We start from the raw sequence: 25,346 nt of genomic DNA, 5'->3' as shown, positions 1-25,346 counted from the left end.
CCCCGCACCCCTGCGGACGGAGCGCCCTCCCCGCGCATCGTGTAGACAGGGACGCATGACGATCACCCGGTTGCTCGCACGTCCCATGCTGGCCACGATCTTCGTCGCCGGCGGCATCAACGCCCTGCGCAACACCGAGGGCCACGCCGCCAAGGCCAAGAAGGTGACCGACAAGGTGGTGCCGGTCGCACAGCAGGCCGTGCCGAAGGCGCCGATCCCCACCGACCCGGCCACCCTCGTCCGCATCAACGCCGGCGCGCAGATCCTGGCCGCCGCCGCGCTGGCCACCGGCCGCGCGCCCCGGCTCAGCGCGAGCGTGCTGGCGGCCTCCCTCGTGCCGACCACCCTCGCCGGGCACGCCTTCTGGAACGAGACCGACCCCCAGGCCAGGAACGCCCAGCGCCTGCAGTTCTACAAGAACACCTCGATCCTCGGCGGCCTCCTCCTCGCCGCCGTCGACACCGAGGGCAAGCCCGGGCTGGCCTGGCGCGCCCGCCGCGCCGCGGCCGACGTGCGCCGCGAGGCCAAGCAGGTGGCCAAGGACGCGCGCCGCGAGGCGAAACTGGCCAAGGCCCAGCTGACCTGACCTCGATAGGGTGCGCGGGTGAGTGAGCTCTGGCCGGCCCCGCGCCCCACCGATCCCGTCGACCGGGTCGTCTCCCTGCCCGGGAGCAAGTCGCTGACCAACCGCGCGCTCGTCCTCGCCGCGGTCGCCGACGGCCCCAGCGTCGTACGACGTCCGCTGCGCTCGCGCGACACGCTGCTGATGGCCGCCGCGCTGCGCTCGCTCGGCACCCGCATCGAGGACACCGGCGGGCACGGCGCCGGCGACTGGCTCGTCACGCCCGCGCCCTGGGACCGCGACGCCGACGTCGACTGCGGCCTCGCCGGCACGGTGATGCGCTTCGTCCCGCCCGTCGTCGGGCTGGCGGACGGCACCGTGCGCTTCGACGGCGACCCCCACATGCGGCTCCGCCCGATCGGCCAGATGCTGACCGCGCTGGAGACCCTCGGGGTGCGGGTCGACGACGGTGGGCGCGGCGCACTCCCGTTCGCGGTCCGGGGCACCGGCTCCGTGCGCGGCGGGACCGTCACGATCGACGCCAGCGCCTCCTCGCAGTTCGTCTCCGCCCTGCTCCTCGCAGGTGCCCGCTACGACGACGGCGTCGACGTGCGCCACGTGGGCAAGCCCGTGCCGTCGCTGCCGCACATCGAGATGACCGTCGCGATGCTCCGGCAGCACGGGGTCGAGGTCGACGACGGCGACGCCAACCGCTGGGCGGTCGCGCCCGGCCCGGTCCGCGCCGTCGACCACGACATCGAGCCCGACCTCTCCAACGCGGCGCCGTTCCTCGCCCTCGCCGCCGCGACGGGCGGACGGGTCACCGTCACCGACTGGCCCGCCGCCACCACGCAGCCCGGCGACGAGCTGCGGGAGATCCTCACGCTGATGGGGTGCGAGGTCACCCTGGCCGACGGCGACCTCACCGTGACCGGGCCACCGCGCCTGACCGGGGTCGACCTCGACCTCCACGACGTGGGCGAGCTGACCCCGGCGGTCGCCGCCCTCTGCGCGCTGGCCGACTCCCCCTCCCACCTCCGCGGGGTCGCGCACATCCGCGGCCACGAGACCGACCGGATCACCGCGCTGGCCACCGAGCTCGGCCGGCTCGGGTCCGACATCACCGAGCGCGAGGACGGGCTCACGATCCGGCCGGCGCCCCTGCACGGCGGCACGTTCCACACCTACGCCGACCACCGCATGGCCCACGCGGGCGTGATCCTCGGCCTCGCCGTCGACGACGTGCTGGTCGAGGACGTGGCCACCACGTCCAAGACGTTCCCCGACTTCGCCGCCGCGTGGAGCCGGGCCGTCCACGGGACGCCGGGAGACCTCGGCGCGCCGGCCACGACGACCGCCGGGACCTCCCCGTGACGGGTCGCTACTCCGAGCACGACCACGAGCACTACGAGCGCCCGCGCCGCCGCACCCGGCCGCGCACCAAGGACCGACCCACCTACGACGACGCCGTCGACGGACGCGTGGTCACCGTCGACCGCGGCCGCTTCACGCTGCTCGTCGACGGTCACCGGGTGATGGCGATGAAGTCCCGCCCGCTGGGCCGCAAGGGCGTCGTCGTCGGCGACCGGGTGCGGGTCGTGGGCGACACCAGCGGCACCGACGGGTCGCTGGCGCGCATCGTGGAGGTCGTCGAGCGCACGACGACCCTGCGGCGCACCGCTGACGACGACGACCCGGTCGAGCGGGTCATCGTGTCCAACGCCGACCAGCTGGTGGTCGTGACGGCGCTCGCCGACCCGGAGCCCCGCCCGCGCCTGATCGACCGCGCGCTCGTGGCGGCGTACGACGCCGGGATGGCGCCGCTGCTGTGCCTGACCAAGGCCGACCTGGCCGACCCCGAGACGCTGCTCTCCACCTACCGCTCCCTCGGCGTGCCCTGGGTGGTCACCCAGCTCAAGGGCGAGGGTGCCGGCGACCTCACCGAGCTGCGCGACCGGCTGCGCGGACGCACCAGCGTGCTGGTGGGCCACAGCGGGGTCGGCAAGTCGACCCTCGTCAACGCGCTCGTCCCCGACGCCGGCCGCGAGGTGGGCATCGTCAACGCCGTGACCGGCCGGGGCCGGCACACCTCGACGAGCGCCTACCTCCTCGAGCTGCCCGGGGCGGACGGTCGTGGCGACGGGTGGATCATCGACACCCCCGGCATCCGGTCGTTCGGGCTCGCCCACGTGCAGCCGGAGAACCTCATCGAGGCCTTCCCCGACCTCGACGAGATGACCGAGAGCTGCCCCCGTGGCTGCACCCACGGCAGCGACGAGCCCGAGTGCGGGCTCGACGAGGCGGTCGAGGCGGGCGAGGCCGACCCCGACCGGGTCGAGTCGTTCCGCCGCCTCCTCGCCGCGCGCAGCGCCACCGACTGGTAGGGCGGCGCGTCGCGGGACCTACCCCCAGACCGCCACGGCGCCGGAGTCCCCGGCCAGGTAGACGGTCACCAGGAGGGCGACGGCACCCACCGCCAGCAGCACGGCGACCGGGATGCCGAAGCGCGTCTCGCGCGCACCCCTCCCGGACGCCAGCGCGGAGGCGCCGCCCAGTGCCCACGCCGCGAGCGCGGACAGCACGACGTAGCCGAGCGCGACGTTGCGCATGAGCTCCCCGTGCTCCTCGTGCTCCTCGACGATCGGGCCGAGCTCGGGTCGCGACTCGAGCAGCCACTCGCCGGACTGGGTGGCCAGCACCGACGCGCCGGCCGCGGCCACGGCGAGCACCACCAGCGGCCAGCGCAGCAACCAGCGCCACCTCGGCACGGCGGCGTGGACCAGGCCGGTCAGGGCCGCCAGCGGTGCGAGGACGACGACTGCGTGCACGACGAGGGGGTGCAGCGGCACACCGTTGAGCTCCATGCGTGCAGGCTAGGGCGCGACGCTGGGAATAGCCTGTGGACATGCCCATCACCGGCTCCGCTCGTTCCCACGACTACACCGACGACCTGCGCCTGGCCCACGTCCTGGCCGACGACGCGGACTCGTTGACCCAGGCCCGCTTCAAGGCGCTCGACCTGCACGTCATGAGCAAGCCCGACCTGACGCCGGTCACCGACGCCGACAAGGCCGTCGAGGAAGGCATCCGGCGCACGCTCTCCCGGGTCCGCTCCCGCGACGCGGTCATCGGCGAGGAGGAGGGCACGACCGGGCACAGCCAGCGCCGGTGGATCGTCGACCCGATCGACGGCACGAAGAACTTCGTGCGCGGGGTGCCCGTCTGGGCGACCCTCATCGCGCTCGCCGTCGACGACGAGGTCGTGCTGGGCGTGGTGTCCGCGCCCCAGCTGCAGCGGCGGTGGTGGGCGTCGACGGGCAACGGCGCCTGGACGGGCCGCTCGCTGCTCAAGGCCACGAAGTGCGAGGTGTCCGACGTACGCCGCCTCGAGGACGCGTCACTGAGCTACTCCTCGCTGTCCGGGTGGGACGAGCGGGACCGCCTCGACGACTTCGTCTCGCTCCAGCGCCGCTGCTGGCGCACCCGCGCCTACGGCGACTTCTGGTCCTACATGCTGCTCGCCGAGGGCGCCGTCGACATCGCCGCCGAACCCGAGCTCGAGCTCTACGACATGGCGGCCCTCGACGTCATCGTGCGCGAGGCCGGGGGCCGGTTCACCTCCCTCGACGGCACCGACGGGCCGTGGGGCGGCAACGCGCTGGCCTCCAACGGCCACCTGCACGACGCCGCGCTCTCCTTCCTCGGCGCCACCGACGACGGCACCGACCCCGACGTGCCGCGCCGCGGGCCGGGCTCGGTCAGCAGCCTGCGCGCCCGGCAGGCCCCTCCGGTGCTGGACTGAGGCGCCGGACCGCGGCGGGTCGTTCGCCCCTGTCCCTCGGTCCCCGGCTTGGCTACGGTGACCTCTCAGCAGATCTGCGGGACGAGAGGCGGGCATCATGAAGATCAAGGACGTCATCCAGCACAAGAGCAGCCAGGTGGTGGTGACCATCGGTCCGGAGGCCACCGTGCGCGAGCTGGTCGCGCTGCTCGCCGAGCACAACGTCGGCGCGCTGGTGGTGAGCCAGGACGGCGAGCGGGTCGACGGGATCGTGAGCGAGCGCGACGTCGTGCGCCGCCTGCACGAGGACGCCGGCGTCCTGGACAGCTCCGTCAGCTCCATCATGACCGCCGAGGTGCGGACCTGCGCGGGCGACGACGGCCTCACCGAGCTGATGCAGACGATGACCGAGCACCGCATCCGGCACGTCCCGGTGGTGGCCGACGGACGGCTGACCGGCATCATCAGCATCGGTGACGTGGTGAAGAACCGGATCGGTGAGCTCGAGTTCGAGCGCGACCAGCTCGACCACTACGTCCACCAGACCTGACACCCCATCGATTGGAGTAATCGTGAGCGAGAAGCCCGACGTCGACCCGCACATGGGCGACGTGCCCGCCGACCTCGAGGTCACCGACCTCGTCGAGGGAGACGGCGCCGAGGCCACGTCCGGCTCCACCGTCTCGGTCCACTACGTCGGCGTCGCCCACTCCTCGGGCGAGGAGTTCGACGCGTCCTACAACCGCGGCACGCCGCTGCAGTTCCGCCTCGGCATCGGCCAGGTCATTTCCGGCTGGGACACCGGCGTGCAGGGCATGAAGGTCGGCGGCCGCCGCCGTCTGGTCATCCCGCCGCACCTCGGCTACGGCGACCGCGGCGCCGGCGGCGTCATCAAGCCCGGCGAGACGCTGATCTTCGTGGTGGACCTGCTCGAGGTCCGCTGACGATCCGCTGAGGGCACACCTACGCCTGGGCGTCGTGGACCAGGATCGCGACCTGCACCCGGTTCTCGACGCCCAGCTTGGTGAACAGCCGCCCGACGTGGGTCTTCACCGTCGGCACGCCCATGTAGAGCTCGGCGGCGATGTCGGCGTTGCTGAGGCCGCGGGCGACGGCGTGCGCCACGTCCCGCTCACGGTCGGTGAGGCCGTCGAGGGCAGCGCGCGCGGACCGGGTGCGGACCTGCTCGTGGCCGTCCCGGCCGTCGCGGGTGACGGCGGCGATCAGCTGGGCGGTGACGCTCGGCGAGAGCATCGGCTGACCGGAGGCCACGGTGCGGATCGCCTCGACGAGCCTCGCGGGCGGGGTGTCCTTCAGCAGGAAGCCCGCCGCGCCGAGCCGCAGGGCACGCAGCACCAGGTCGTCGGTGTCGAAGGTCGTCAGCACGATGACCTTGAGGCCCGGGTCGGCGGCCAGCAGCTCCTCGGTGGCGCTGAGCCCGTCGCGCACCGGCATCCGGATGTCCATCAGGACCACGTCGGCGTCCGCGCCCGGCACGACCCGCAGCGCCTCCTCGCCGTCGCCCGCCTCCGCCACGACGGCCAGTCCGGAGTCGCCCCCGAGCATCATCCGCAGCGCCGCCCGCACCATGGGGTCGTCGTCGACCACGACGAGCCGCACCACACCCCCGCCGCTCGATCCCGTCACGCGTCCCACGGTATCCACGCCCGCACCGCGTAGCCGCCGCCCGGGTCGGTGCCGTGGCTGATCCGGCCGCCCGCCAGGGCAGCCCGCTCGGCCAGGCCCAGCAGGCCCAGCCCCGACGCCGGGAGGACCGGCGCTGCTGCCGGGCCGACCGGCGCGGCGTTGCGCACGCCGATGACGAGGCCGTCGTCCTGCGACCCGGCCACGTCCACCGTGACCGCGGTGCCCGGTGCGTGCTTGCGCACGTTGGTCAGTGCCTCCTGCACGATCCGGTACGCCGTCCGGCCCGCGGCCGCGGGCACGTCGTCCTCGACACGGTTGGACAGGCGCACGCGCATCCCGCCGGACTTCTCCTCCGCCACCAGCGTCGCGATGTCGTCGATCCCGGGCTGGGGCCGTTCGGGCACGGCGTTCGCGGGCTGCGTCGGGTCGCGGAGCACGCCGAGCACGGCCCGGAGGTCGGTGAGGGCCCGGTGCGCGTTGTCCTCGATCGACTTCGCGGCGCTCGTCCGCTCCTCCTCGCTCAGGTCGGTGCGGTAGCCGAGCGCACCGGCGTGCATCGCCACCAGCGAGATCCGGTGGGCGAGCACGTCGTGCATCTCGCGCGCGATGCGGGTGCGCTCGGCGGCGCGGGCCTGCGCGACGCGCGCCTGCTGCTCGCGCTCGGCGGTCAACGCGCGCTCCCGGTAGGAGTCGACGAGCTCGCGCTGGGCGCCCATCGCGTAGCCGGTGGCGGTCAGGATGCCCACGACGAGGCAGCCGAAGGCCGTCGAGGCCCACAGCGGCAGGGGGTCCTGGGTGACCCCGACCCGCTCCTGCACGATCCCGGCGAGCACGTTGAGGGGCGCCACGACCGCGAGGAGCCGCCAGCGGCGGTGGGAGGCGATCGACCCGATGATCCACGACGCCGGCCCGGCGCTGGACGCGGAGACGAAGGAGAACGCCATCAGCAGGCCGGCGACGAGCGCCGTCCGACGGTGCCGCCAGCGGATCAGCACGAACGACAGCAGCCCGAGCAGCGGGTCGCCGACGAGCCACCACAGGACGAGGGAGTCCGGCCCCCGGTCCGAGGCGGTGACCAGCGGGACACCCCACGCGACCAGGCTGATCAGGGCCGCGAGCGCGTAGCGCCAGGTCGCTGCCAGCCGGCCCGTCCCCACCATGGCACCGACCCTAGGCGCACGACCGCCACGCCCGCGTCCGACCAAGGTGTCGTCGCGGGGCGCGGGGCGATACCCAGGTCGGACCCCGACGACCCCTGCGCCCGATGCCCCGGCGCGGTCGTCGCCGCGAGGCTGGAGCCATGATCAGAGTCGAGAACCTCACCAAGCGCTACGGCGGCTTCACCGCCGTCGACGACATCTCCTTCGAGGTCCGCCCCGGCAGCGTGGTCGGCTTCCTCGGACCCAACGGCGCCGGCAAGTCCACCGCGATGCGGATGATGACCGGGCTCACGCCGCCCACCTCGGGCCGCACGACCATCCTGGGCCAGCCCTACCGCGAGCTGCACAACCCCGGCCGCCAGGTCGGCGTCATGCTCGACGCGTCCGCCCAGCACCCCGGCCGCACCGGCCGCGAGGTGCTGCGGGTCGCAGCGGTGTCGATCGGCGTGTCGAAGGCCCGCGTCGAGGAGGCGCTCGCGCTCGTCGGCCTCACCGACGAGGAGGCCGGGCGCCGGGTCCGCAACTACTCCCTCGGCATGCGCCAGCGCCTCGGCATCGCCGCCGCGCTCCTCGGCGAGCCGCAGGTGCTCGTCCTCGACGAACCGGCCAACGGCCTCGACCCGCAGGGCATCCACTGGATGCGTGGGCTGCTGCGGCGCTTCGCCGACGGCGGCGGGACCGTGCTCCTCTCCAGCCACCTGCTCCACGAGGTGCAGATCGTCGCCGACGACCTCGTCATGATCGGACGAGGCCGGATCGTCGCGATGGGCTCCAAGGAGGAGCTCCTCAGCCGCGGCGGCACGTCGGTGTCGTCCACCGACGACGCCCGCCTCGTCCAGCTGCTCCAGGCCGCGGACGTGCCGGTCTCCCGCACCGGGTCGGGCCTGGTCGTCGAGGCCGAGCCGCGCGTGGTCGGCGAGATCGCCGCCCGCGAGTCCGTCGTCCTCCTCGAGCTGCGCTCCGGCGGCTCGGAGGGCCTGGAGGAGATGTTCCTCGGCCTCACGGCCGCCACCTCTCGTGAAGGAGACGCAGCATGAGCACGCCCACCGACACCACCGCACCGGCCGTCGGCGGGACCCCCGACGGCGTACGCCCCCACGCTCCGAGCGCGCTCGCGGGCAGTCCCGGCGTCCCGTTCTCCCGGACCTTCCAGGCCGAGCTCCGCAAGATGGTCGACACCCGCGCCGGGCGGTGGATGGTCATCGTGATGGCCGGCGCCGCGGCGATCATCCTGGCGGCGTTCCTCATCTGGGGTCCCGCCGAGGACGCGTCGTTCCGCGGCCTGCTCGAGCTCTCGACGCTGCCGCTCGCGATGCTCCTCCCGGTCCTGGGGATCATGGCCGCGACCGCGGAGTGGACGCAGCGCACGGGGCTGGTCACCTTCACCCTCGAGCCGCGCCGCGGCCGGGTCGTGCTCGCCAAGGCTCTCGCTGCCCTCGCCCTGGCCGCCGTCGTCCTCGTCGCGGCCGTCGCGGCCTCGGCGCTGGCCAACGTCGTCGGCGGCACCGGCGAGTGGGACCTCACCGCCGCGGTCGGCGGTGGACTCGTGCTCGCCCTGATGATCTACGTCCTGCAGGGCGTCGCGTTCGGGCTGCTGTTCCTCAACACCCCGGTCGCCATCGTGTCCGTGCTGGTCCTCCCGACCCTGTGGTCGATCGCCACGATGGCCATCTCCTCGCTCCAGGACGCCGGGAAGTGGCTCAACCTGGACGCGGTGACCCAGCCGCTGTTCGCCGGCGAGATGGCGGGTCAGGACTGGGCCCAGCTGGCGACGGCGTCCGGCGTCTGGGTCGTGCTCCCCCTGGTCGTGGGCACCTACCGGGTGCTCACCCGTGAGGTGAAGTAGTCGGGGGACGCTTCACCCCACCGTCGCCACCACCTTCACCAGGGGACGTCGATCTCGACCTCCCCGGTGGCGACACGGGCCGCCAGCCCGCCCAGCGTGACCACGTCACCGGGGACGAGCTGGCGGCCCCTCCGCGTCTCGACGTCACCGTTGACCTGCACGGCCCCGTCGGCGATCACCGGCTTCGCCTCCGCACCGGACTCGACGAGGTTCGCGAGCTTGAGGAACTGGCCCAGCCGGATCGACTCGTCACGGATCGGGACGTCGACGGGCTCGCTGGTCGGTGGCATGTCCCTAGGGTAGGTGTCCGTGCGCATCCGAAGCCTCCTCCTCGCCGCGGCGTCGCTCTGCCTCGCGACGCCCCTGATGGCCGCGACCACGCCCGCTGCCCCGTCGGTCGCCCGCCCGGCAGGGGTCGCGGAGAAGCCGGCGGGCAAGAGCGGCTGCCAGGCGCAGGCCGGGATCGAGGTGTGCTTCACCTCCCCACCCACGGTCCCCGGTGACCCGACGGTGCTCGACCGCCCGAGCCGGCTCTTCGACACCGCCGGCCCGGGCGACACCATCCGCATCGCGATGTTCCGCTGGGACATCAGGCCGCCGACCGACGCGATCCTCGCGGCCCAGCGCCGGGGCGCGACGGTGCTCCTGGTCGGCGACGACGACCTCCGGCTCAACAAGCAGGGGCGCCGGCTCATCACCACCCTCGAGGAGCAGGACCCGGCACGGCGCAACGTGACGATCTGCGACGGCGCCTGCCTGCCGTGGCGCGCGCCCGGGCCGTACCCGGACAGCCAGGACGTGCAGCACCTGAAGTTCTACGTCACCGACATCGGCGGGGTGCAGTCGTTCATGACGTCCTCGGCCAACCTCGAGGACCGGCAGTACCGCCAGTACAACTCGTTCATCAAGATCGACGACCCGGCCCTCTACGCCTTCGGCGTGGAGTACTTCTCCCGCATGGAGGCGCAGAGCCTGACGGTCGGCGGGGAGCGGTGGGACGACCGTCGCAAGGTGTGGAAGAACGGGACCGTCACGGCCGCCGTCTACCCCAACCGCAGCGACCTGCTGCTCTCGACGCTGAAGGACATCTCCTGCACCCGCCGGGCACGGGACGTGTCGGCGATGTTCGCGGTCATCCAGCGCGCCGACGTACGTGCCCAGCTGGCGCGCCTGTCCGACCGGGGCTGCCGGGTCCGGGTCGTCACCTCGCGCGACACCGTGGAGAACTGGGTGCAGCGGGACCTGCCCAGCGGCGACATCCCGGACCGCCAGGTCCGCACCGTGCTCACCCACGACAAGATGCTCGTCGCGCACGCCCGGTTCCGCGGGAAGGTGACGCACCTCGTCGTGACCGGCACCTCCAACACCACCTGCGGCGGTCTGCTCTACAACGACGAGGTCATGCTGCGCGTGGTGGACGACCGGTGGCTGCACGACCAGTACCTCGCCCACTTCGACGACGCGTACGCCCGCGCGCACCAGAGCCGCTCGCGGGTCATGCCCGTGATGAAGCCCTGCCGGGCCTGAGCCTGCCTCAGGCTCCCCGTCCTCGGGTGTCCGGGACCGGTCACCCGACCAGGAGGCTGATGGCGTGGATCAGCACGCCCACCAGGCCGCCGACGATCGTGCCGTTGATCCGGATGAACTGCAGGTCGCGGCCCACGTGGAGCTCGATGCGGCGAGCCGCCTCCTTGCCGTCCCAGCGCTCGATGGTCGAGGTGATCACGGTGGTGACCTCGGCGCCGTAGCGCTCGACCGCGAAGACGGTGAGGTCCGCGGCCATGCGGTCGAGGCGCTCGCGCAGCGTGGCGTCCTCGCGCAGGCGCTCCGCGAACGAGCTGAGCTCGACCAGCAGGCGCTGGCGCACCGCTCCGTCGGGGTCGCGGATCGAGCCGAGCAGCGCCGAGCGCATCGCCTTCCACAGCGAGATCGCCGTGGTGACGACCTGCGGGTGCTCCAGCAGCCGCTCCTTGAGCGCCTCCGTGCGACGGACCGTCTCCTGGTCGTTGAGCAGGTCGTGGGCGAGCTGCCCCAGCATCGAGTCGAGGGCCTCGCGGGCGCTGTGGTGGGGGTCGTCGCGGATGTCCGCGAGCCACGCCAGGGCCTGCACGTGGAGCCGCGAGGTGACGGCGTCGTTGAGCTTCGGCGGCGCCCACCACGGTGCCCGCTCCTCCAGCACCCGGGTGAACGTCTCGGGGTTGTCGCGCAGCCAGCTGTGCAGCTCGTCGACCGCGAGGTCGACCAGGCCGTGGTGCAGGTCGTCGCGCAGGACCTCCATCAAGGTCGTCCCGAGCAGGGGCGAGATCGGCTCCTCGCGGAACCGCGGCACGAGCGCGTGCGTGACCAGGTCGGCGACGTGGTCGTCGCGCACCTTGCCGAGCGCGATCACGGCCACCTCGGCCACCTCGTCGACCACGCGGCGGGCGTGGGCCGGCTCACCCAGCCAGGCGCCGACGCGGGCGGAGATGGTCGCCGCGGCCACCCGCTCGCGGATGATGTCCTCCTGCAGGAAGTTCTCCCCCACGAACTCCTCGAGCCCCTTGCCCAGCTCGTCCTTGCGCTTGGGCACCAGCGCGGTGTGCGGGATCGGCAGGCCCAGCGGGTGCTTGAACAGCGCGGTCACCGCGAACCAGTCGGCGATCGCGCCGACCATCGACGCCTCGGCGCCCGCGTTGACGAACCCCCAGAACCCGTCGCGGCCCAGCGTGGCGACGTACACGCACGCAGCGAGCAGCAGGAGGCCGACGGCCACGGTCCGCATCCGGCGCAGCCCGCGGCGACGGGCCTCGTCCATGCCGGGGTCGGGCGTGATCAGCGAGATCGGGGTCGGGTTCGGGGGCGGGCTCGCCGACGAGCGCGCTGAGGAGGTGGCAGAGGTGGCGGCCATGCCGGCCATCCTCCCCCAACCCCCGTGACGACCCGCGTGCCAGAATGCCGCGCATGCCTCGCACCGTCATCACCTTCGGCACGTTCGACGTGTTCCATGTCGGACACCTGCGCGTCCTCGAGCGGGCCGCCGCGCTGGGTGACCGGCTGGTCGTGGGGGTGTCGGCCGATGCCCTCAACGAGCGCAAGAAGGGCCGCGCGCCCATCTTCAGCGAGCGCGAGCGGCTCGCGATCGTCGGCGCGCTGAAGGTCGTCGACGACGTCTTCGTCGAGGAGAGCCTGGAGCAGAAGCGCGACTACGTCGTCGAGCACGGCGCCGACGTCCTCGTCATGGGCGACGACTGGGCCGGCAAGTTCGACGAGCTCGGCGACATCTGCGAGGTCGTGTACCTCGCGCGCACCCCGGCCATCTCCACCACCGCGATCATCGAGCACATCGCGGATCTGTGATCCCACTCCGGCGGCGTCGCCGGGTTAGGGTCGTCCCGCACATGACCGACACGAGGGGAACCATGCGCCGAATCGTCACCACCGCCGTGGCCATCGCACTGGTGGGCGGAGCGCTCGGCGCCCCGGCCGTCGCTGCCGACATCGACCGCCCGGGCACGCCCGGGTCCGCCGGGGTCCTCGACCCCTCCGACCTGCTCGAGCTCACGCCCGAACCGGCCCTGCCGGTCCTCGAGGACCAGGTCGAGCCGACGGCCACCGAGACGCTCGCGACCGCGCGCCGCGTGCTCGCCGGCAACGCCCTCCCGAGCGACCCGTCCGCGACGCTGGTGCTGCGCGACCTCTGGATGAAGCGGACCCACCTCACGGGCGCGGCGCGCCGCCAGGCCGACGCGATGCTGGCCCGGCCCACCGACGGCGTGACCGACCCGCAGGGCTTCGGCTACTCCGTGGCCGAGGCTCCCCCGGTGTGCAACACCCGCCTGTGCGTCCACTACGTGCCGACAGGCACCGACGCCCCGCCGTCGCCGGACTGGCCCGCGCAGAACCTCGCGGTGATGGACTCGGTGTGGACCACCATCGTCGACCAGATGGGCTACCGCGCGCCGGTGACCGACGGGGCGCGGGGCGGCAACCCGCTCTTCGACGTCTACCTCAAGGACCTCGGCGGCGACCTCTACGGCTTCTGCGCCGGCGAGAAGAAGGCCAAGAAGCGCACCGCGTCGGGCTACTGCGTGCTGGACAACGACTTCGCCGCCGCCCAGTTCCCGAACGGCACGCCCCTCGACAACCTCGTCGTGACCGCCGGGCACGAGTTCTTCCACGCCGTCCAGTACGCCTACGACTACGACGAGGACCCGTGGATGATGGAGTCCACGGCGACCTGGATGGAGGAGCGGATCGCGACCGCGGTCAACGACAACCGCCAGTACCTCCCCGTCAGCCAGATCTACGCCCCCAACATCCCGCTCGACGCCTTCAGCCGCACCAACGGCTTCCAGTACGGCAACTGGGTGTTCTGGGAGTTCCTCACCGCCCGCTACGGCAACGGGCTGGTGCTCAAGACCTGGAAGCAGGCCGGCAGCCTCAAGAAGGACGGCGGGAGGAACAGCCTCCCCGCGCTGCAGAAGGTGCTCAAGCGCAAGGGCGGCTTCACCAAGAACTACGCCCAGTTCGCCGCCGGCAACCTCACGCCGGCCGCCAACTTCCCCGAGGGAGCCGAGTACCCCGGCCCCAAGGTGCGCGGCGCCAAGCTGCTGAGCAAGCGCAAGCGCGCCAAGCGGTTCGGCACGAAGATCAACCACCTGGCGTCCGCGTCCTACGTCTACGGACCGGGCAAGGGCCTCGACGGCAGGAAGTGGAAGCTGCGCCTGCAGGTCTCCGGCCCGGCCAAGCGCACCTCGCCCAGCGCGGTGGTGGTCGTCCACCAGCTCGACGGCACGCGCAAGGTCAAGACGGTCAGGCTCAACGGCGGTGGTGACGGGAGCATCAAGGTGCCCTTCGACAACCGCAAGGTCGCCGCCGTCTCGGTGACGCTGGTCAACGGCTCGACCCGCTACGACTGCGGCCGGGGCACGCTGCTCGCGTGCAAGGGCAAGCCGATCGACGACCGGATGCGGTTCGCCGTCAAGGGACGCGTCACCAAGTGACGCGCAGCACGATCAGGAGCTGATCCGCAGCAGGGCGTGGAGCGCGGCGACGCACTCCTCGACCAGCCGCGACAACGGGACCGGGCGTTCGCCGGTCGGCACCGCCGACCAGGTGAGCGCCCGGTCCTCCGTGTAGGCCCACCAGGCACGTACGACGTCGCGCCGCGCCTCGGGCACCCCGAGCGCTGCCATCACGCGCTCCGTGCTGCCGTCGCGGACCGAGTCCATCACCTCGCTGACGCGCGGGTCGGCGACACCGTGGCCGTGGACGAGGGCGAGGTAGAACCCCCGCCGGCGCTCGATCTGCTCGATCATCAGCCGGGTCACGGTCTCGACCTGCTCCTCCCCCGTCGCGCCCTCGTCGGGTGCGGTGGTGCGCAGCATCCGCCGGCCGGCGGCCGCGATGCACGCGAGGTAGAAGTCGGTCTTCGTGGGGAAGTAGTGGAAGAGCAGGCCGCGCGAGATGCCGGCCTCCGTCGCGATGTCGTCCAGCGACAGGTCCTGGATCGGCGTCTCGACGATCCTCGCGAGGCCGATGGCGACGAGCTGGCGCCGGCGCTCGTCCGCGCTCAGCCGGCGGCGTACGGCCGGGGGCTGTGCGGGTGCGGCGTGGTCGGCGTCGGACATGCTGTTGAGCATTGCTCAACAGTGTGCCAAGGTCAACGGCATGGACTTCTCGCTCTCCCCCCGCGCCGCCGACCTCCAGGGGCGCGTGCGCGCGTTCGTCGCCGACGAGATCGAGCCGATCGAGGCCGAGGCCCACCAGCGGATCACGCGCCTGCGCGAGTCCGGCGGCGACAGCTGGACGCCCGACCCCGTCATCGGCGAGCTGCAGGCCAAGGCGCGCGCCCAGGGCCTGTGGAACCTGTTCCTGCCGGCCGCGCACGCGGGTCGCTACGCCGCCGACTTCGGCACCGACGGCGGCGCGGGCCTGACCAACGTCGACTACGCCCCGGTCGCCGAGGCGATGGGCCGCTCCTTCCTGGCTCCCCTCGTCTTCAACTCCAACGCGCCCGACACCGGCAACATGGAGGTGCTGCTCCGGTACGGCACCGACGCGCAGCGCGAGCAGTGGCTCGAGCCGCTGCTCCGCGGCGAGATCCGCAGCGCCTTCTGCATGACGGAGCCGGCCGTCGCGTCCTCCGACGCGACCAACATGGCGGCGACCGCCGAGGTGGACGGCGACGAGATCGTCATCAACGGCCGCAAGTGGTGGTCGACCGGCATCGGCAACCCCGACTGCAAGGTGCTCGTGTTCATGGGCCTCTCCGACCCCGACGCCGACCGCCACTCCCGCCACACCATGGTGCTGGTGCCGCGCGACACCCCCGGGGTGAAGGTCGAGCGGATGCTCACCACGATGGGCTACTACGACGAGCCCCTGGGCCACGGTGAGGTCTCCTTCGACGACGTGCGGGTGCCGGCGTCCAACGTCCTGCTCGGCCCGGGACGCGCCTTCGAGATCGCCCAGGGGCGGCTCGGTCCGGGTCGGGTCCACCACTGCATGCGGGCGATCGGCCTCGCCGAGCGCGCGCTCGAGCTGGCCTGCGCCCGCGCGGTGTCCCGCACCGCCTTCGGCAAGCCCCTCGCCAACCTCGGCGGCAACCGCGAGCGGATCGCCGACGCCCGCATCGCGATCAACCGCTCGCGGCTGCTCGTCATGCACGCCGCCTGGCTGCTCGACCAGGGCATGAGCCGCGAGGCCTACTCCGCGGTCAGCGAGATCAAGGTGGAGGTCCCCGCCATGGCCCTCGACGTCATCGACATGGCGATCCAGCTGCACGGCGGCGGCGGGATGAGCGACGACTTCCCGCTGGCCTCCGCCTGGGTCGGGGCGCGGTCGCTCCGGCTGGCCGACGGCCCGGACGAGGTGCACCGCAACGTCATCGCCAAGATCGAGCTCGGGAAGCACACCTCGTGAGCGCGCCCGGCAGCCGCCGCGTCCTGGTCACCGGCGCGGCCTCCGGCCTCGGCGCCGCGCTCACCGCCGCCTTCCGGGCGCGTGGCGACGAGGTGCTCGCCACCGACCGCGTCGCCGACTCCTCCGTCGAGGGCGGCATCGACCTGGTCCTCGACATCACCTCCGACGACGACTGGGCCGCCGCGGTCGACGCCGTCCGGGAGCGCTGGGGCGGTCTCGACGTGCTCGTCAACAACGCCGGGGTCGCGGGTGGCGGTCGCGTCGACCGCTGCACGCTCGAGGAGTGGCAGTGGATCACCGACATCAACCTCTTCGGGCTGGTCCGCGGCACGAGGGCGTTCGTCCCGATGCTCAAGGAGCAGCGCTCCGGGCACCTGGTCAACGTCGCCTCGCTCGCCGGGCTCGTGCACCCCGCCGGGATGGGCTCCTACAACGCGGTGAAGGCCGCGGTCGTGGCGTTCACCGAGACCTGCGGCCACGAGCTGGCGTCGTACGGCATCCGGGCGAGCGTGGTGTGCCCCTCCTACTTCCGGACCAACCTGATGGACTCGATGCAGGGCAGCGACGAGGTGGTGGGGCGCGTGGTCGGCGGCCTCGTGGAGCGGTCCCGGGTCACGGCGGACGACATCGCCTCCGCCGTGCTCGCCGGCATGGACGCGGGTGAGGACGTGATCGTCCCCGACGAGGCGGCGCGGCAGGCCTACTTCCTCAAGTGGGCCGATCGACCGGCCTACGACGCGGTGATGCGCGAGCAGGCCGCGAAGCTCGACGCGCTGGGCGCCTCGTGACGGCCGTGCCGGGCGCACGCGAGGTGCGCGAGGAGGACGCCTTCGACGTCGCGCGGGTGGCGGCGTGGATCCGCGAGCACGCCGCGACGCCCGAAGGCCTGGACGGCGAGCCGGAGGTCCGGCAGTTCACCGGCGGCGCGTCCAACCTCACCTACCTGCTCCGCTACCCCTCGGGGCGCGACCTGATCGTGCGGCGGGCGCCGGCCGGCACCAAGGCGAGGGGCGCGCACGACATGCGCCGCGAGTACGTCATCCAGTCGGCGCTCGCGCCGGTGTTCGACCACGTCGCGACGATGGTCGCCTTCTGCGACGACGCCGGGGTCATCGGCGGCGACTTCTACGCGATGGACCGCATCCCCGGCGTGATCCCGCGCAGTGAGTGGCCCGCCGACGTGCCGCTGTCACCCGAGCAGGCCCGCGAGCTGTGCCTGCACGCGGTCGACGTGCTGGCCGAGCTGCACGGCATCGACCCGGAGCGGGCCGGCCTCGCCGACCTGGGCAAGGGAAGCGGCTACGTGAGGCGCCAGGTCGACGGCTGGTCCACGCGCTACCGCAACGCCCGCACCGACGACGTGCCCGACCTGGAGCAGGTCATGGGGTGGCTCGACGCGCACCAGCCGGACGACGTGGCCACCTGCGTGATCCACAACGACTTCAAGCTCGACAACCTCGTGCTCGACGCCGACGACGTCACCCGGGTGGTGGGGGTCCTCGACTGGGAGATGGCCACCCTCGGCGACCCGCTGATGGACCTCGCCGGGTCGATGGCCTACTGGGTGCAGGCCGACGACACCGAGGAGTTCCAGATGGTGCGACGGGTGCCGACGCACCTGCCCGGGATGCTGACGCGCGACGAGTTCGTGGCGGCATACGCCGAGCGCACCGGCCGGTCGGTGACGCCGGAGCGGTGGCGCTTCTACGAGGTCTTCGGGCTCTTCCGCATGGCGGTGATCGCCCAGCAGATCTACTACCGGTACTTCCACGGCCAGACGACCAACGAGATGTACGCCCTCTTCGGGCCGGCCGTGCAGATCATCGGACGCCGCCTCGACAGCCTGGTCGCGGCGTGAGCCAGATCCTGCTGGTCCGCCACGGGCAGGCGTCCTTCGGCGCGGCCGACTACGACGACCTCTCCCCCACCGGCCACGAGCAGTCGCGGGTGCTCGGCGCGGCCCTCGCCGCCCGGGGCGTCGTGCCCGACCTCGTCGTGGCGGGCGAGATGAGGCGCCACGCCCAGACCGCCGACGGCGTCCTGGAGGGCGCAGGCTGGTCGTCCGCCGTCGACGTCGACGCGGGCTGGAACGAGTTCGACCACCTGCAGGTCCTCGCCGTCCACGACCGGCCCGCCACTGCGGAGGGCGAGTCGGAGAAGGCCGCGTTCCAGCGGTGGTTCGAGGAGGCGACGCGCCGGTGGACGTCGGGTGAGCACGACGAGTCGTACGACGAGTCCTTCACCGTCTTCACCGCGCGCGTGGGCGCGGCCCTCGCGCGGCTCGCGAACACGCTGCCCCGCAGGGGGACCGCGGTCGTGCTGACCAGCGGAGGACCCGTGGCCTGGGCGGCCGCGTCGCTGCTGGCCGACACCGACGCCTCCCGCACCGACCTGTGGCTGCGGCTCAACCCGGTCTCGATCAACACCGGCACCTCGACCGTGGTGTGCGGCTCACGCGGCACGACGCTCGTGACCTTCAACGCCGCCGACCACCTCTCCCCCGACCTGATCACCTACCGCTAGTCCACCCAGGAGACCCCATGTCGACGACCCTCATCACCGGCGCCAGCAGCGGGCTGGGTGCCGAGATGGCCCGCCAGCTCGCCGCACGGGGCCACGACGTCGCGCTGTGCGCGCGTCGTACGGACCGCCTCGCCGAGCTCGCCGCGGAGATCACCACCGCGCACCCGGACCGCCGCGTCGCGGTCAAGGCGCTCGACGTCACCGACCACGACGCCGTGTTCCGCGTCTTCGAGGAGTTCCGCGGGGAGCTGGGCGGCATCGACCGCGTCGTCGTCAACGCCGGCCTCGGCAAGGGCCAGCCGCTGGGCACCGGGCGCTTCGACGCGAACCGGGAGACCGCCGAGACCAACTTCATCGGCGCGCTCGCCCAGACCGAGGCGGCCGCCGCGATCTTCCGTGCGCAGGGCTCCGGGCACCTCGTGATGGTCTCGTCGTTCTCCGCGCTCCGCGGGATGCCGAGGAACATCACGACGTACGCCGCGACCAAGGCCGCCGTGGCCCACCTCGCCGAGGGGTTCCGCGCCGACGTCCACGGCACGCCGATCAAGGTCACCGTGCTCTACCCGGGCTACATCGTCTCCGAGATGTCCGGCACCGCAGCCCGCACGCCCCTCGTGGCGTCGACCGAGAAGGGCGTGCGCGCCATGGTCGAGGCGATCGAGAAGGAGAAGAGGTCCGCCATCGTGCCCGCCTGGCCCTGGCGCCCGCTGGGACACGTCGTCAAGCACGTGCCGGTGGGTCTGCTGCGCCGGATGGCGTAGGTCGCGCACCGGCCGTGCGTAGGGTGCGGAGCATGGCCGACAACGTGCTGTGGATCATCACCGACGACCAGATGCGCTCGACGCTGAGGACGATGGACCGGACGTGGCGACGGCTCGTGCGCAAGGGGGTGCACCTCCGCCGCGGCTACTGCGCGATGCCGCTGTGCGGTCCGGCGCGCGCCTCGATCCTGACCAGCCGCTACCCCCACAACCACGGGTGCGACACCAACATGACCCACCCGCCGTTCGTGGCGCAGGGGCACGACCGGGACACGGTGGCCACGCGGATCCGGGCGGCCGGCTACGACACCGGCTACTTCGGCAAGTACATGAACGGGCTCGCCCAGCAGCCGACCTACGTCGGCCCGGGCTGGGACCGGTGGGTCGCGCTGCTCGACGGCATGATCGACGACCCGCGGGTCAACGTCGACGGCACGGTCCGACAGGTCCCCTCGCAGCGCGCGTTCGACCGGTTCGCGGCGAAGCGGCTGCGGCGCTTCATCCGCCGCCACCAGGACACGGGGCCGTGGTTCGCGGTGTTCGCCCCGACGGCGCCGCACGGCCCCGCCACCCCGAGCCCCGAGCACGCCCACGACTTCGACGGGGTGGCCTGGGACCCGCCCGCGTCGAACGAGGCCGACATGAGCGACAAGCCGTCGTGGCTGCGGGACCTCCCGCCCCAGGACCGCGACCGCATGCGGAGGGTCTACGAGGGCAAGCTCGAGGAGCTCCAGGACGTCGACGACCAGGTCGCCGGCGTGCTGGACGTCCTCCGGCGCACGGGCCAGCTCAGGCGGACCTGGATCTTCTTCGTCTCCGACAACGGCTACCTGCTCGGTGAGCACCGGCTCTTCCACAAGTCGCAGCCCTACGAGGAGTCGGCCGGGATCCCGTTCGCCGTCCGCGGCCCCGGCGTCGAGCCACGCACGGTCGACGCGCTCGTCTCGCAGGTCGACCTGATGCCCACCGCCCTGGACATCGCCGGCCTCGACCCCGACGCGGGCCGCGACCTCGACGGCCGCTCGATGCTCGAGCCGCTGCGGTCCGGCGACTGGTCCGGGTGGCGACGGCGCCTGCTCGTCGAGAACACGAACCTGGACTGGTCGATGCTCCGCACGGGCTCGTCGGCCTACATCGAGCACCACGACACCGCGGAGTGGGAGCTCTACGACCTCGAGCGCGACCCCCACCAGCTCACGAGCCTCCGCGACGCTGACGTCACCGAGTTCGCACGGACGACGGGACAGCTCTTCAGCGCGCAGGGCCGGGCCCTGCGCGCGCTCGAGCAGTAGCTGCCGGGGTCGCGGTCCGCCGTAGCGCGACGGTCGTCCGGTGCGGCATCATCGAGCCGTGGTCGTACTGGTGCCGCGACAGATCCGGATGACCGGGATGACCGGCAGCGTGCCCTACTACGGCGGCCGCTTCACCCCGGCGCAGGCGTACGCCGCGACGCACCCGCCGCGCCCGTCGCCCGCGCCTCCGGTCCCGCAGCCACCCTCGGCGCCGGCGACCCAGCACCCGGCCGAGGCCGGCGCGCGGCCCGTGCGGGACCCGGTGGCGGCCCTGCAGCACCTGCTCGACACCGGCGTGCTCACGCAGAAGGAGTTCGACGAGCTGCTCGAACGGGTCGCGCGGTGACCGGGCCGGTCCAGGTCCTGGTGGTCGGGTTCGACGAGCCCGCGTTCTCGGGCGAGGTGCTGGCCGAGCTCACGGCGCTCCGCGAGCGCGGTGTCGTGAGGCTGGTCGACGTCGTGCTGGTCGAGCGTCGTGACGACGGCGCCTTCGAGGTCCTCGAGCCACCGCCCGGCAGTGACCCGGACCTGGGTCGGGTCGCTGCCGAGGTGCTGGGCGGCGGTCGCGGTGCCGACCAGCCGTCCTCCGACGACGTGTCCCCCGACGGGACCTGGTCGCTGGCGGACGCGGTCCCGCCGGGCGGTGTCGCCGCCGTCGCGCTCCTCGAGCACCTGTGGGCCGAGCCCCTCCTCGCGGCGATCGGGCGCGCCGGCGGCCGCCCGCTCGCCGAGCACTGGCTCCCGGAGGACGACCGGCCCGGGTGACAGGATGGCCGGGTGCGCGCCATGGTCGTCGACGAGGTCCGGGGACGTCCGACGGTTCGCGAGGTCGCCGATCCCGCGTGCCCGGACGACGGTGTGGTCGTCCGCGTCATGGCCACCGGGCTGTGCCGGAGCGACTGGCACGCCTGGGCGGGACACGACGAGATCGCGTTCCCGCACGTGCCGGGCCACGAGCTGGCCGGCGTCGTGGTGGCGGTCGGTGCCGGGGTCGCCCGGTGGAGGGTCGGGGACCGGGTGACGGTCCCGTTCGTGTGCGGCTGCGGTCGCTGCGAGTGGTGCCGGTCGGGGAACGCCCAGGTGTGCCCCGACCAGCAGCAGCCGGGCTTCACCCACTGGGGATCGTTCGGCGAGCTCGTCGCGCTGCACTCGGCGGACGCCAACCTGATCGCCCTCCCCGCGACGCTCGACTTCGCGACCGCCGCCGGTCTCGGGTGCCGGTTCGCGACGGCGTACCGCGCGCTCGTCGGACGCGCCCGCGTCGTCGAGGGCGAGTGGGTGGCCGTCGTCGGCGCCGGTGGCGTCGGGCTCAGCACGGTGATGATCGCCCACGCCCTGGGGTGCCGCGTGGTCGCGATCGACCGCAACCCGGATGCCCTCGCCCTCGCCGCCGACCTCGGTGCGGACCACGGCGTGCTGGCCGACGGCTCGGACGTCCCGGCCGCGGTCGCCGACCTCACGGGTGGCGGCAGCCACGTCGCGGTGGACGCTGTGGGCAGCGAGCAGACCTGCGCGGACGCGGTGCTCAGCCTCCGGCGGCGCGGACGCCACGTGCAGGCGGGACTCCTGCCGCCGGTCAGCGGTCACCCGCGAGTCCCGATGGACCGGGTGATCGGGTGGGAGCTCGACGTGCTGGGCAGCCACGGCATGGCCGCGGTGGACTACCCCGACATGCTCGCCCTCGTCGAGGGTGGCCGGCTCCGGCCCGACCGGCTCGTACGACGCACCGTCGGGCTCGACGAGGCCGCGACGCTCCTCCCCTCGTTCGACAGCGCGACCGCCGCCGGGATCACGCTGATCGATCCCTCCCGCTGACCCGGACGCCGGCGGTCGATCGCCGCCCACGAGCTCCTCACGGTGGGAGACTGACGCGGTGGAAAGCACGGCTGGTCTCGCCGGCGACCGGGCGATCGGTGCTCGGCTTGGCGCCGGCGCGCTCGCCGCGGGATGGGCCGTCCTGTTCTTCGGGCTCATCGACCTCTCGGTGTCCGTCGTCCCATCCGCCTACCCGGAGTTCGCCCGGTTCATCGTCCTGGAGGCGAGCTGGGGACTCCTGTACACGGTCCTGGTCCCCGCGCCCCTGGTCGCCTGGGCAGTCAGGCCGGTCCCGTGGGTCGGCCCCCAGGTCGTCGGCATCGCAGCAGCCGTGCTGGTCAGCGGGGTGGCCGCTCAGGCGTGGGGCCAGGTCGTCGTGGCGCTGCTGGTGACGGCGTGCGCAGCCTTCCCGCGGATGTGGCGTCCGGGGCCGCGCTGGTCGTTCCGTCCGCTCGTCACGCAACCGGTGTACTGGCCGGTGACGATCCTGTCCACGGTGGCTGCGGTCGGAGCCGTGGTGCACGCCGCCCAGGTGCTGGAACAGGCGCGCAGCGGAGAACCGGACGACAACACGTGGGGGCTGATGCACCTGCCCATGCAGGCCGCGTTCGCCCTGGGGGTTGCCGTCGCCGCTGCGGTCGCCGTCCTGGCGCTGGCCAACGGGGCCGCAGGCTGGTGGTTCGCGATCGTGCCGCCCGCGGCGTGCGCGATCTGGTTCGGCGTCGTCTCTGCGACACACCCCGAGCACGTGGGGAGCCTCGGCCTCCTCGCCGGCCGAGGCGTTGCGGGATGGGGCATCGCGATCCTCGTCGCCCAGTGGATTACCGGACGCGCTGCCGTGCGTGCCCGCGCCCGGAGAGCTGACTAGCGGACCTCGTGCGTAGGTCGTGGCGTTCGCCGCGCAGCAGCGCGACCGGTTGCTCGCCCGCGGAATCTCATCGTCTCCGCCCAGCCGCTCGAGGTCCATGCCGTCAACCCGCGGGCTCGTGCACCACATGGCGATCCTCGCGTCGACGTCCGCGCACGGTGGAGGCAGTTCGCTGTCGCGAGACTCGGCCTGAGCGTGCCGGACATGCTGCTGCCCGCGAACTGCCTTCACGGTGCGGGCGGGTCACCTGATCCGGGTGAGCAAGTGCCGCGATCGCTCGTCGAGGATCGCGGCGTGACAGCGATCAAGGTGAACGTCGACAACTTCGCCCGGGCCGAGACCCACCGCATGATGGCCGACCTGCAGCGCGACGCCGGCGGCGTCAACAGGTTCGCGCACAACCGGGTGCCCGCACCGGTCGACCGGCAGACGGTGATCCGGATGAACCGCGACACGCTCTACAGCTTCGCGGTGGTCGACGTCGCCGACGGGGCGGTGCTCACCGTGCCGGACGCCGGCGAGCGCTACCTGTCGGTGATGGCGGTCAACGAGGACCACTACATCAACCGGGTCATCCACGATCCCGGGACGCACGAGCTCACGGCCGACGAGCTGGGCAGTGCCTACGTGGTGCTCGCGGCCCGGACGCTCGTGGACCCGCGGGACCCGGACGACGTGGCGGCCGTGGCCGCCCTGCAGGACCGGCTCCTCCTCGACGTGGCGTCCGAGCGCACCTTCGCGCCGGCGGAACACGACGCGGCGAGCCTGGATCGGACCCGTCAGGCCCTGCTGGGCCTGGCCGCCGACATGACGTCCTTCGAGTCGAGCTTCGGGCGGGCCGACGAGGTCGACCCGGTGCACCACCTGATCGGATCGGCCGCGGGCTGGGGCGGCCTGCCCGACGCCGAAGCCACCTACGTCGGGGTGACGCCCGGCCTGCCGGCGGGCGACTACGAGCTCACCGTCGGTGCCGACGTGCCGGTCGACGGGTTCTGGTCGATCTCGGTCTACAACGCGGACGGCTACTTCGAGCCCAACGAGCGCGACGCCTACAGCGTCAACAGCATCACCGCGGCCCGCAACCACGACGGCAGCGTGACGGTCCGCTTCGGTGGCGACGGCGACCCCGCTCGCAACTCGCTGCCGGTCACCGACGGCTGGAACTACCTGGTCCGGCTGTACCGCCCGCGGCCCGAGGTCCTCTCGGGGGCGTGGAGCTTCCCCGGCCTCGCCACGTGAGGTCCGGTCGTCACAGCCAGCGACGTACCCGGCGCGTGTAGGCGTCGTACTCCTCGCCGAACCGCTCGTGGAGGAACCGCTCCTCCGGCCGCACCGCGCCCCACCAGACGAGGAACCACGACACCGGCAGCGCCACGACGGCCCAGAAGCTCGGCACGAGCAGGGCGATGGAGAGGTGCAGGGCCAGCAGGCCGACGTAGAGCGGGTTGCGGGACAGGCGGTAGGGCCCCTCCTCGATCAGCGACATCGTGGCCCCGCCCGGCAGCAGCCCCGTCTCGTGGGGGGCGAAGAGCCACAGCGACCAGCCGTTCCAGACGGCGAAGGCGACCAGCAGGGCCCAGCCCACCGGCACCCGCCAGCCGCCCGGGTCGACGGGGTCACCCCACGTCGCCGTCGCCAGGAGCCCGGCCAGGAGGGGTACGCCGATCGCGACCGGCGGCCACAACCGGAAGGAGACGGTGTCGCTGCTCAGTAGTCGTCGTCCTCCGGCGGCTCGGGCTCACGGGTGATGTGCATGGCCGCCTCCTCCGCGGAGGCACCGGCACCGTCGATGCCGACGTCGTGGGCGAGCTCCTGCTTGTCGACGTCCGCCCCCAGCCCGGAGTCGGGCGCGACCAGGCGGCCGGTCCGCTCGTCCGCCTCGTCGAGGCCGAGCTGCTCGTCGAGGGCGTTCTCGTCCTCGTGGTCGTCGTCCCGGTCGTCCTCGGCGTAGGGGTCGACGTCGGGCTCCTCCTCGGCCAGCCGCTCGTCGAGCGACTCGCCCTGGCGCATCTCCGCCTCGGTCGGGTAGTCGTCGTACCCCTTCGGTGCGCGGTCGGGCGGGGAGTAGCCGCGGTCGAGCACGTCGTCGAGGTCGCCGTCGTCCAGCGTGTCGCCGGGCTGGAGCTGGTCCTCGTCGTCGATCGACATGTCGAGGTAGGTCTCGCGGTCCTCTGTCATGCCTCTAGGC

Annotated in this window: 30 protein-coding genes; 22 read left to right on the top strand and 8 right to left on the bottom strand. The window is 73.0% G+C overall.

The window, feature by feature from the left end; translation table 11 throughout:
- Positions 1-55: 55 nt before the first annotated feature.
- Genes NYO98_RS05185 through rsgA form a run of 3 tightly spaced genes read left to right on the top strand, consistent with a single transcriptional unit; the run spans position 56 to position 2,946 of the window.
- Entirely contained in the window at positions 56-586 is a 531-nt protein-coding gene (locus NYO98_RS05185) for a DoxX family membrane protein (RefSeq protein ID WP_268110457.1), read from the top strand.
- 18 nt (positions 587-604) lie between these two features.
- A complete protein-coding gene (aroA, locus tag NYO98_RS05180) occupies positions 605-1,936 on the top strand; it encodes a 3-phosphoshikimate 1-carboxyvinyltransferase (protein ID WP_268110456.1) in 1,332 nt (443 codons plus the stop codon).
- Entirely contained in the window at positions 1,933-2,946 is a 1,014-nt protein-coding gene (gene rsgA / locus NYO98_RS05175; protein WP_268110455.1) for a ribosome small subunit-dependent GTPase A, read from the top strand. The genes aroA and rsgA overlap by 4 nt, the downstream gene beginning before the upstream one ends.
- A gap of 18 nt (positions 2,947-2,964) precedes the next feature.
- Here rsgA and NYO98_RS05170 read toward each other — a convergent pair whose 3' ends face one another.
- Positions 2,965-3,426, bottom strand: a complete 462-nt coding sequence (locus NYO98_RS05170; protein WP_268110454.1) for a DUF2231 domain-containing protein — start codon at positions 3,424-3,426, stop codon at positions 2,965-2,967.
- A gap of 41 nt (positions 3,427-3,467) precedes the next feature.
- Here NYO98_RS05170 and NYO98_RS05165 point away from each other — a divergent pair, with 41 nt between their 5' ends.
- The 3 genes from NYO98_RS05165 (at position 3,468) to NYO98_RS05155 (ending at position 5,287) form a co-directional block, all read left to right on the top strand.
- Positions 3,468-4,364, top strand: coding sequence for an inositol monophosphatase family protein (locus tag NYO98_RS05165; RefSeq protein WP_268110453.1), 897 nt, complete (start codon positions 3,468-3,470; stop codon positions 4,362-4,364).
- 97 nt (positions 4,365-4,461) lie between these two features.
- A complete protein-coding gene (locus NYO98_RS05160; RefSeq protein WP_268110452.1) occupies positions 4,462-4,893 on the top strand; it encodes a CBS domain-containing protein in 432 nt (143 codons plus the stop codon).
- A gap of 52 nt (positions 4,894-4,945) precedes the next feature.
- Positions 4,946-5,287, top strand: a complete 342-nt coding sequence (locus NYO98_RS05155; RefSeq protein ID WP_268110693.1) for an FKBP-type peptidyl-prolyl cis-trans isomerase — start codon at positions 4,946-4,948, stop codon at positions 5,285-5,287.
- A gap of 19 nt (positions 5,288-5,306) precedes the next feature.
- Here NYO98_RS05155 and NYO98_RS05150 read toward each other — a convergent pair whose 3' ends face one another.
- Positions 5,307-5,990, bottom strand: coding sequence for a response regulator transcription factor (locus NYO98_RS05150; RefSeq protein ID WP_268110451.1), 684 nt, complete (start codon positions 5,988-5,990; stop codon positions 5,307-5,309).
- Positions 5,987-7,150 carry a sensor histidine kinase gene (locus tag NYO98_RS05145; protein ID WP_268110450.1) on the bottom strand — a complete coding sequence of 388 codons (1,164 nt, stop codon included), beginning with the start codon at positions 7,148-7,150 and terminating at the stop codon, positions 5,987-5,989. Before NYO98_RS05145 ends, NYO98_RS05150 begins: the two co-directional genes overlap by 4 nt.
- Positions 7,151-7,290: 140 nt before the next feature.
- On the opposite strand from NYO98_RS05145, the gene NYO98_RS05140 reads away from it, so the two are divergent.
- Both NYO98_RS05140 and NYO98_RS05135 read left to right on the top strand, forming a co-directional pair.
- Positions 7,291-8,187 (top strand): ABC transporter ATP-binding protein, encoded by an 897-nt coding sequence (locus NYO98_RS05140; RefSeq protein WP_268110449.1) that lies wholly within the window; start codon positions 7,291-7,293, stop codon positions 8,185-8,187.
- Positions 8,184-8,996 (top strand): hypothetical protein, encoded by an 813-nt coding sequence (locus tag NYO98_RS05135; RefSeq protein ID WP_268110448.1) that lies wholly within the window; start codon positions 8,184-8,186, stop codon positions 8,994-8,996. The genes NYO98_RS05140 and NYO98_RS05135 overlap by 4 nt, the downstream gene beginning before the upstream one ends.
- Positions 8,997-9,031: 35 nt before the next feature.
- Here NYO98_RS05135 and NYO98_RS05130 read toward each other — a convergent pair whose 3' ends face one another.
- Complete coding sequence (locus NYO98_RS05130; RefSeq protein WP_268110447.1) at positions 9,032-9,286, bottom strand: RNA-binding S4 domain-containing protein; 255 nt, start codon at positions 9,284-9,286, stop codon at positions 9,032-9,034.
- Between the two features lie 19 nt (positions 9,287-9,305).
- Here NYO98_RS05130 and NYO98_RS05125 point away from each other — a divergent pair, with 19 nt between their 5' ends.
- Positions 9,306-10,523 carry a phospholipase D-like domain-containing protein gene (locus NYO98_RS05125; RefSeq protein WP_268110446.1) on the top strand — a complete coding sequence of 406 codons (1,218 nt, stop codon included), beginning with the start codon at positions 9,306-9,308 and terminating at the stop codon, positions 10,521-10,523.
- A gap of 40 nt (positions 10,524-10,563) precedes the next feature.
- On the opposite strand, the gene NYO98_RS05120 is transcribed toward NYO98_RS05125, so the two are convergent.
- Entirely contained in the window at positions 10,564-11,883 is a 1,320-nt protein-coding gene (locus tag NYO98_RS05120; protein ID WP_268110445.1) for a DUF445 domain-containing protein, read from the bottom strand.
- 53 nt (positions 11,884-11,936) lie between these two features.
- Between NYO98_RS05120 and NYO98_RS05115 the strand changes: the two genes are divergently transcribed.
- Both NYO98_RS05115 and NYO98_RS05110 read left to right on the top strand, forming a co-directional pair.
- Positions 11,937-12,332 carry an adenylyltransferase/cytidyltransferase family protein gene (locus tag NYO98_RS05115; protein ID WP_268110444.1) on the top strand — a complete coding sequence of 132 codons (396 nt, stop codon included), beginning with the start codon at positions 11,937-11,939 and terminating at the stop codon, positions 12,330-12,332.
- 62 nt (positions 12,333-12,394) lie between these two features.
- The gene (locus NYO98_RS05110; protein ID WP_268110443.1) at positions 12,395-13,978 is read left to right on the top strand and encodes an MXAN_6640 family putative metalloprotease; all 1,584 of its coding nucleotides are present in this window, start codon (positions 12,395-12,397) and stop codon (positions 13,976-13,978) included.
- Between the two features lie 12 nt (positions 13,979-13,990).
- Here NYO98_RS05110 and NYO98_RS05105 read toward each other — a convergent pair whose 3' ends face one another.
- A complete protein-coding gene (locus NYO98_RS05105; protein ID WP_268110442.1) occupies positions 13,991-14,617 on the bottom strand; it encodes a TetR/AcrR family transcriptional regulator in 627 nt (208 codons plus the stop codon).
- Positions 14,618-14,645: 28 nt separating this feature from the next.
- On the opposite strand from NYO98_RS05105, the gene NYO98_RS05100 reads away from it, so the two are divergent.
- From NYO98_RS05100 to NYO98_RS05050, 11 genes are all read left to right on the top strand, one after another.
- Positions 14,646-15,899, top strand: coding sequence for an acyl-CoA dehydrogenase family protein (locus NYO98_RS05100; protein WP_268110441.1), 1,254 nt, complete (start codon positions 14,646-14,648; stop codon positions 15,897-15,899).
- Complete coding sequence (locus NYO98_RS05095; RefSeq protein ID WP_268110440.1) at positions 15,896-16,687, top strand: SDR family NAD(P)-dependent oxidoreductase; 792 nt, start codon at positions 15,896-15,898, stop codon at positions 16,685-16,687. Before NYO98_RS05100 ends, NYO98_RS05095 begins: the two co-directional genes overlap by 4 nt.
- Positions 16,684-17,757, top strand: a complete 1,074-nt coding sequence (locus NYO98_RS05090; protein ID WP_268110439.1) for a phosphotransferase family protein — start codon at positions 16,684-16,686, stop codon at positions 17,755-17,757. The genes NYO98_RS05095 and NYO98_RS05090 overlap by 4 nt, the downstream gene beginning before the upstream one ends.
- On the top strand, positions 17,754-18,422 hold the full coding sequence (locus tag NYO98_RS05085; protein ID WP_268110438.1) for a histidine phosphatase family protein: 669 nt from the start codon (positions 17,754-17,756) through the stop codon (positions 18,420-18,422). The genes NYO98_RS05090 and NYO98_RS05085 overlap by 4 nt, the downstream gene beginning before the upstream one ends.
- A 17-nt stretch (positions 18,423-18,439) precedes the next feature.
- Positions 18,440-19,183: an SDR family oxidoreductase gene (locus NYO98_RS05080; RefSeq protein ID WP_268110437.1), complete on the top strand. Its 744-nt coding sequence runs from the start codon at positions 18,440-18,442 to the stop codon at positions 19,181-19,183.
- Positions 19,184-19,215: 32 nt separating this feature from the next.
- On the top strand, positions 19,216-20,475 hold the full coding sequence (locus tag NYO98_RS05075) for a sulfatase family protein (protein WP_268110436.1): 1,260 nt from the start codon (positions 19,216-19,218) through the stop codon (positions 20,473-20,475).
- Positions 20,476-20,533: 58 nt separating this feature from the next.
- Positions 20,534-20,821 carry a hypothetical protein gene (locus NYO98_RS05070; RefSeq protein ID WP_268110435.1) on the top strand — a complete coding sequence of 96 codons (288 nt, stop codon included), beginning with the start codon at positions 20,534-20,536 and terminating at the stop codon, positions 20,819-20,821.
- Positions 20,818-21,240, top strand: a complete 423-nt coding sequence (locus NYO98_RS05065; RefSeq protein ID WP_268110434.1) for a DUF6325 family protein — start codon at positions 20,818-20,820, stop codon at positions 21,238-21,240. Before NYO98_RS05070 ends, NYO98_RS05065 begins: the two co-directional genes overlap by 4 nt.
- A 21-nt stretch (positions 21,241-21,261) precedes the next feature.
- A complete protein-coding gene (locus NYO98_RS05060) occupies positions 21,262-22,290 on the top strand; it encodes an alcohol dehydrogenase catalytic domain-containing protein (protein ID WP_268110692.1) in 1,029 nt (342 codons plus the stop codon).
- Between the two features lie 58 nt (positions 22,291-22,348).
- Complete coding sequence (locus tag NYO98_RS05055) at positions 22,349-23,158, top strand: hypothetical protein (RefSeq protein WP_268110433.1); 810 nt, start codon at positions 22,349-22,351, stop codon at positions 23,156-23,158.
- Positions 23,159-23,452: 294 nt separating this feature from the next.
- A complete protein-coding gene (locus NYO98_RS05050) occupies positions 23,453-24,397 on the top strand; it encodes a DUF1214 domain-containing protein (protein WP_268110432.1) in 945 nt (314 codons plus the stop codon).
- 10 nt (positions 24,398-24,407) lie between these two features.
- On the opposite strand, the gene NYO98_RS05045 is transcribed toward NYO98_RS05050, so the two are convergent.
- Positions 24,408-24,842, bottom strand: coding sequence for a methyltransferase family protein (locus tag NYO98_RS05045; RefSeq protein WP_268110431.1), 435 nt, complete (start codon positions 24,840-24,842; stop codon positions 24,408-24,410).
- A gap of 23 nt (positions 24,843-24,865) precedes the next feature.
- Entirely contained in the window at positions 24,866-25,336 is a 471-nt protein-coding gene (locus NYO98_RS05040; protein ID WP_268110430.1) for a DUF5709 domain-containing protein, read from the bottom strand.
- Positions 25,337-25,346 lie beyond the last annotated feature (10 nt).

The organism is Nocardioides pini (assembly GCF_026712185.1).
In the GTDB taxonomy this organism is placed as follows: domain Bacteria; phylum Actinomycetota; class Actinomycetes; order Propionibacteriales; family Nocardioidaceae; genus Nocardioides; species Nocardioides pini.
The sequence above is the reverse complement of the archived record's forward strand: the minus strand, read 5'-3'. Positions and strand labels throughout refer to the sequence as shown.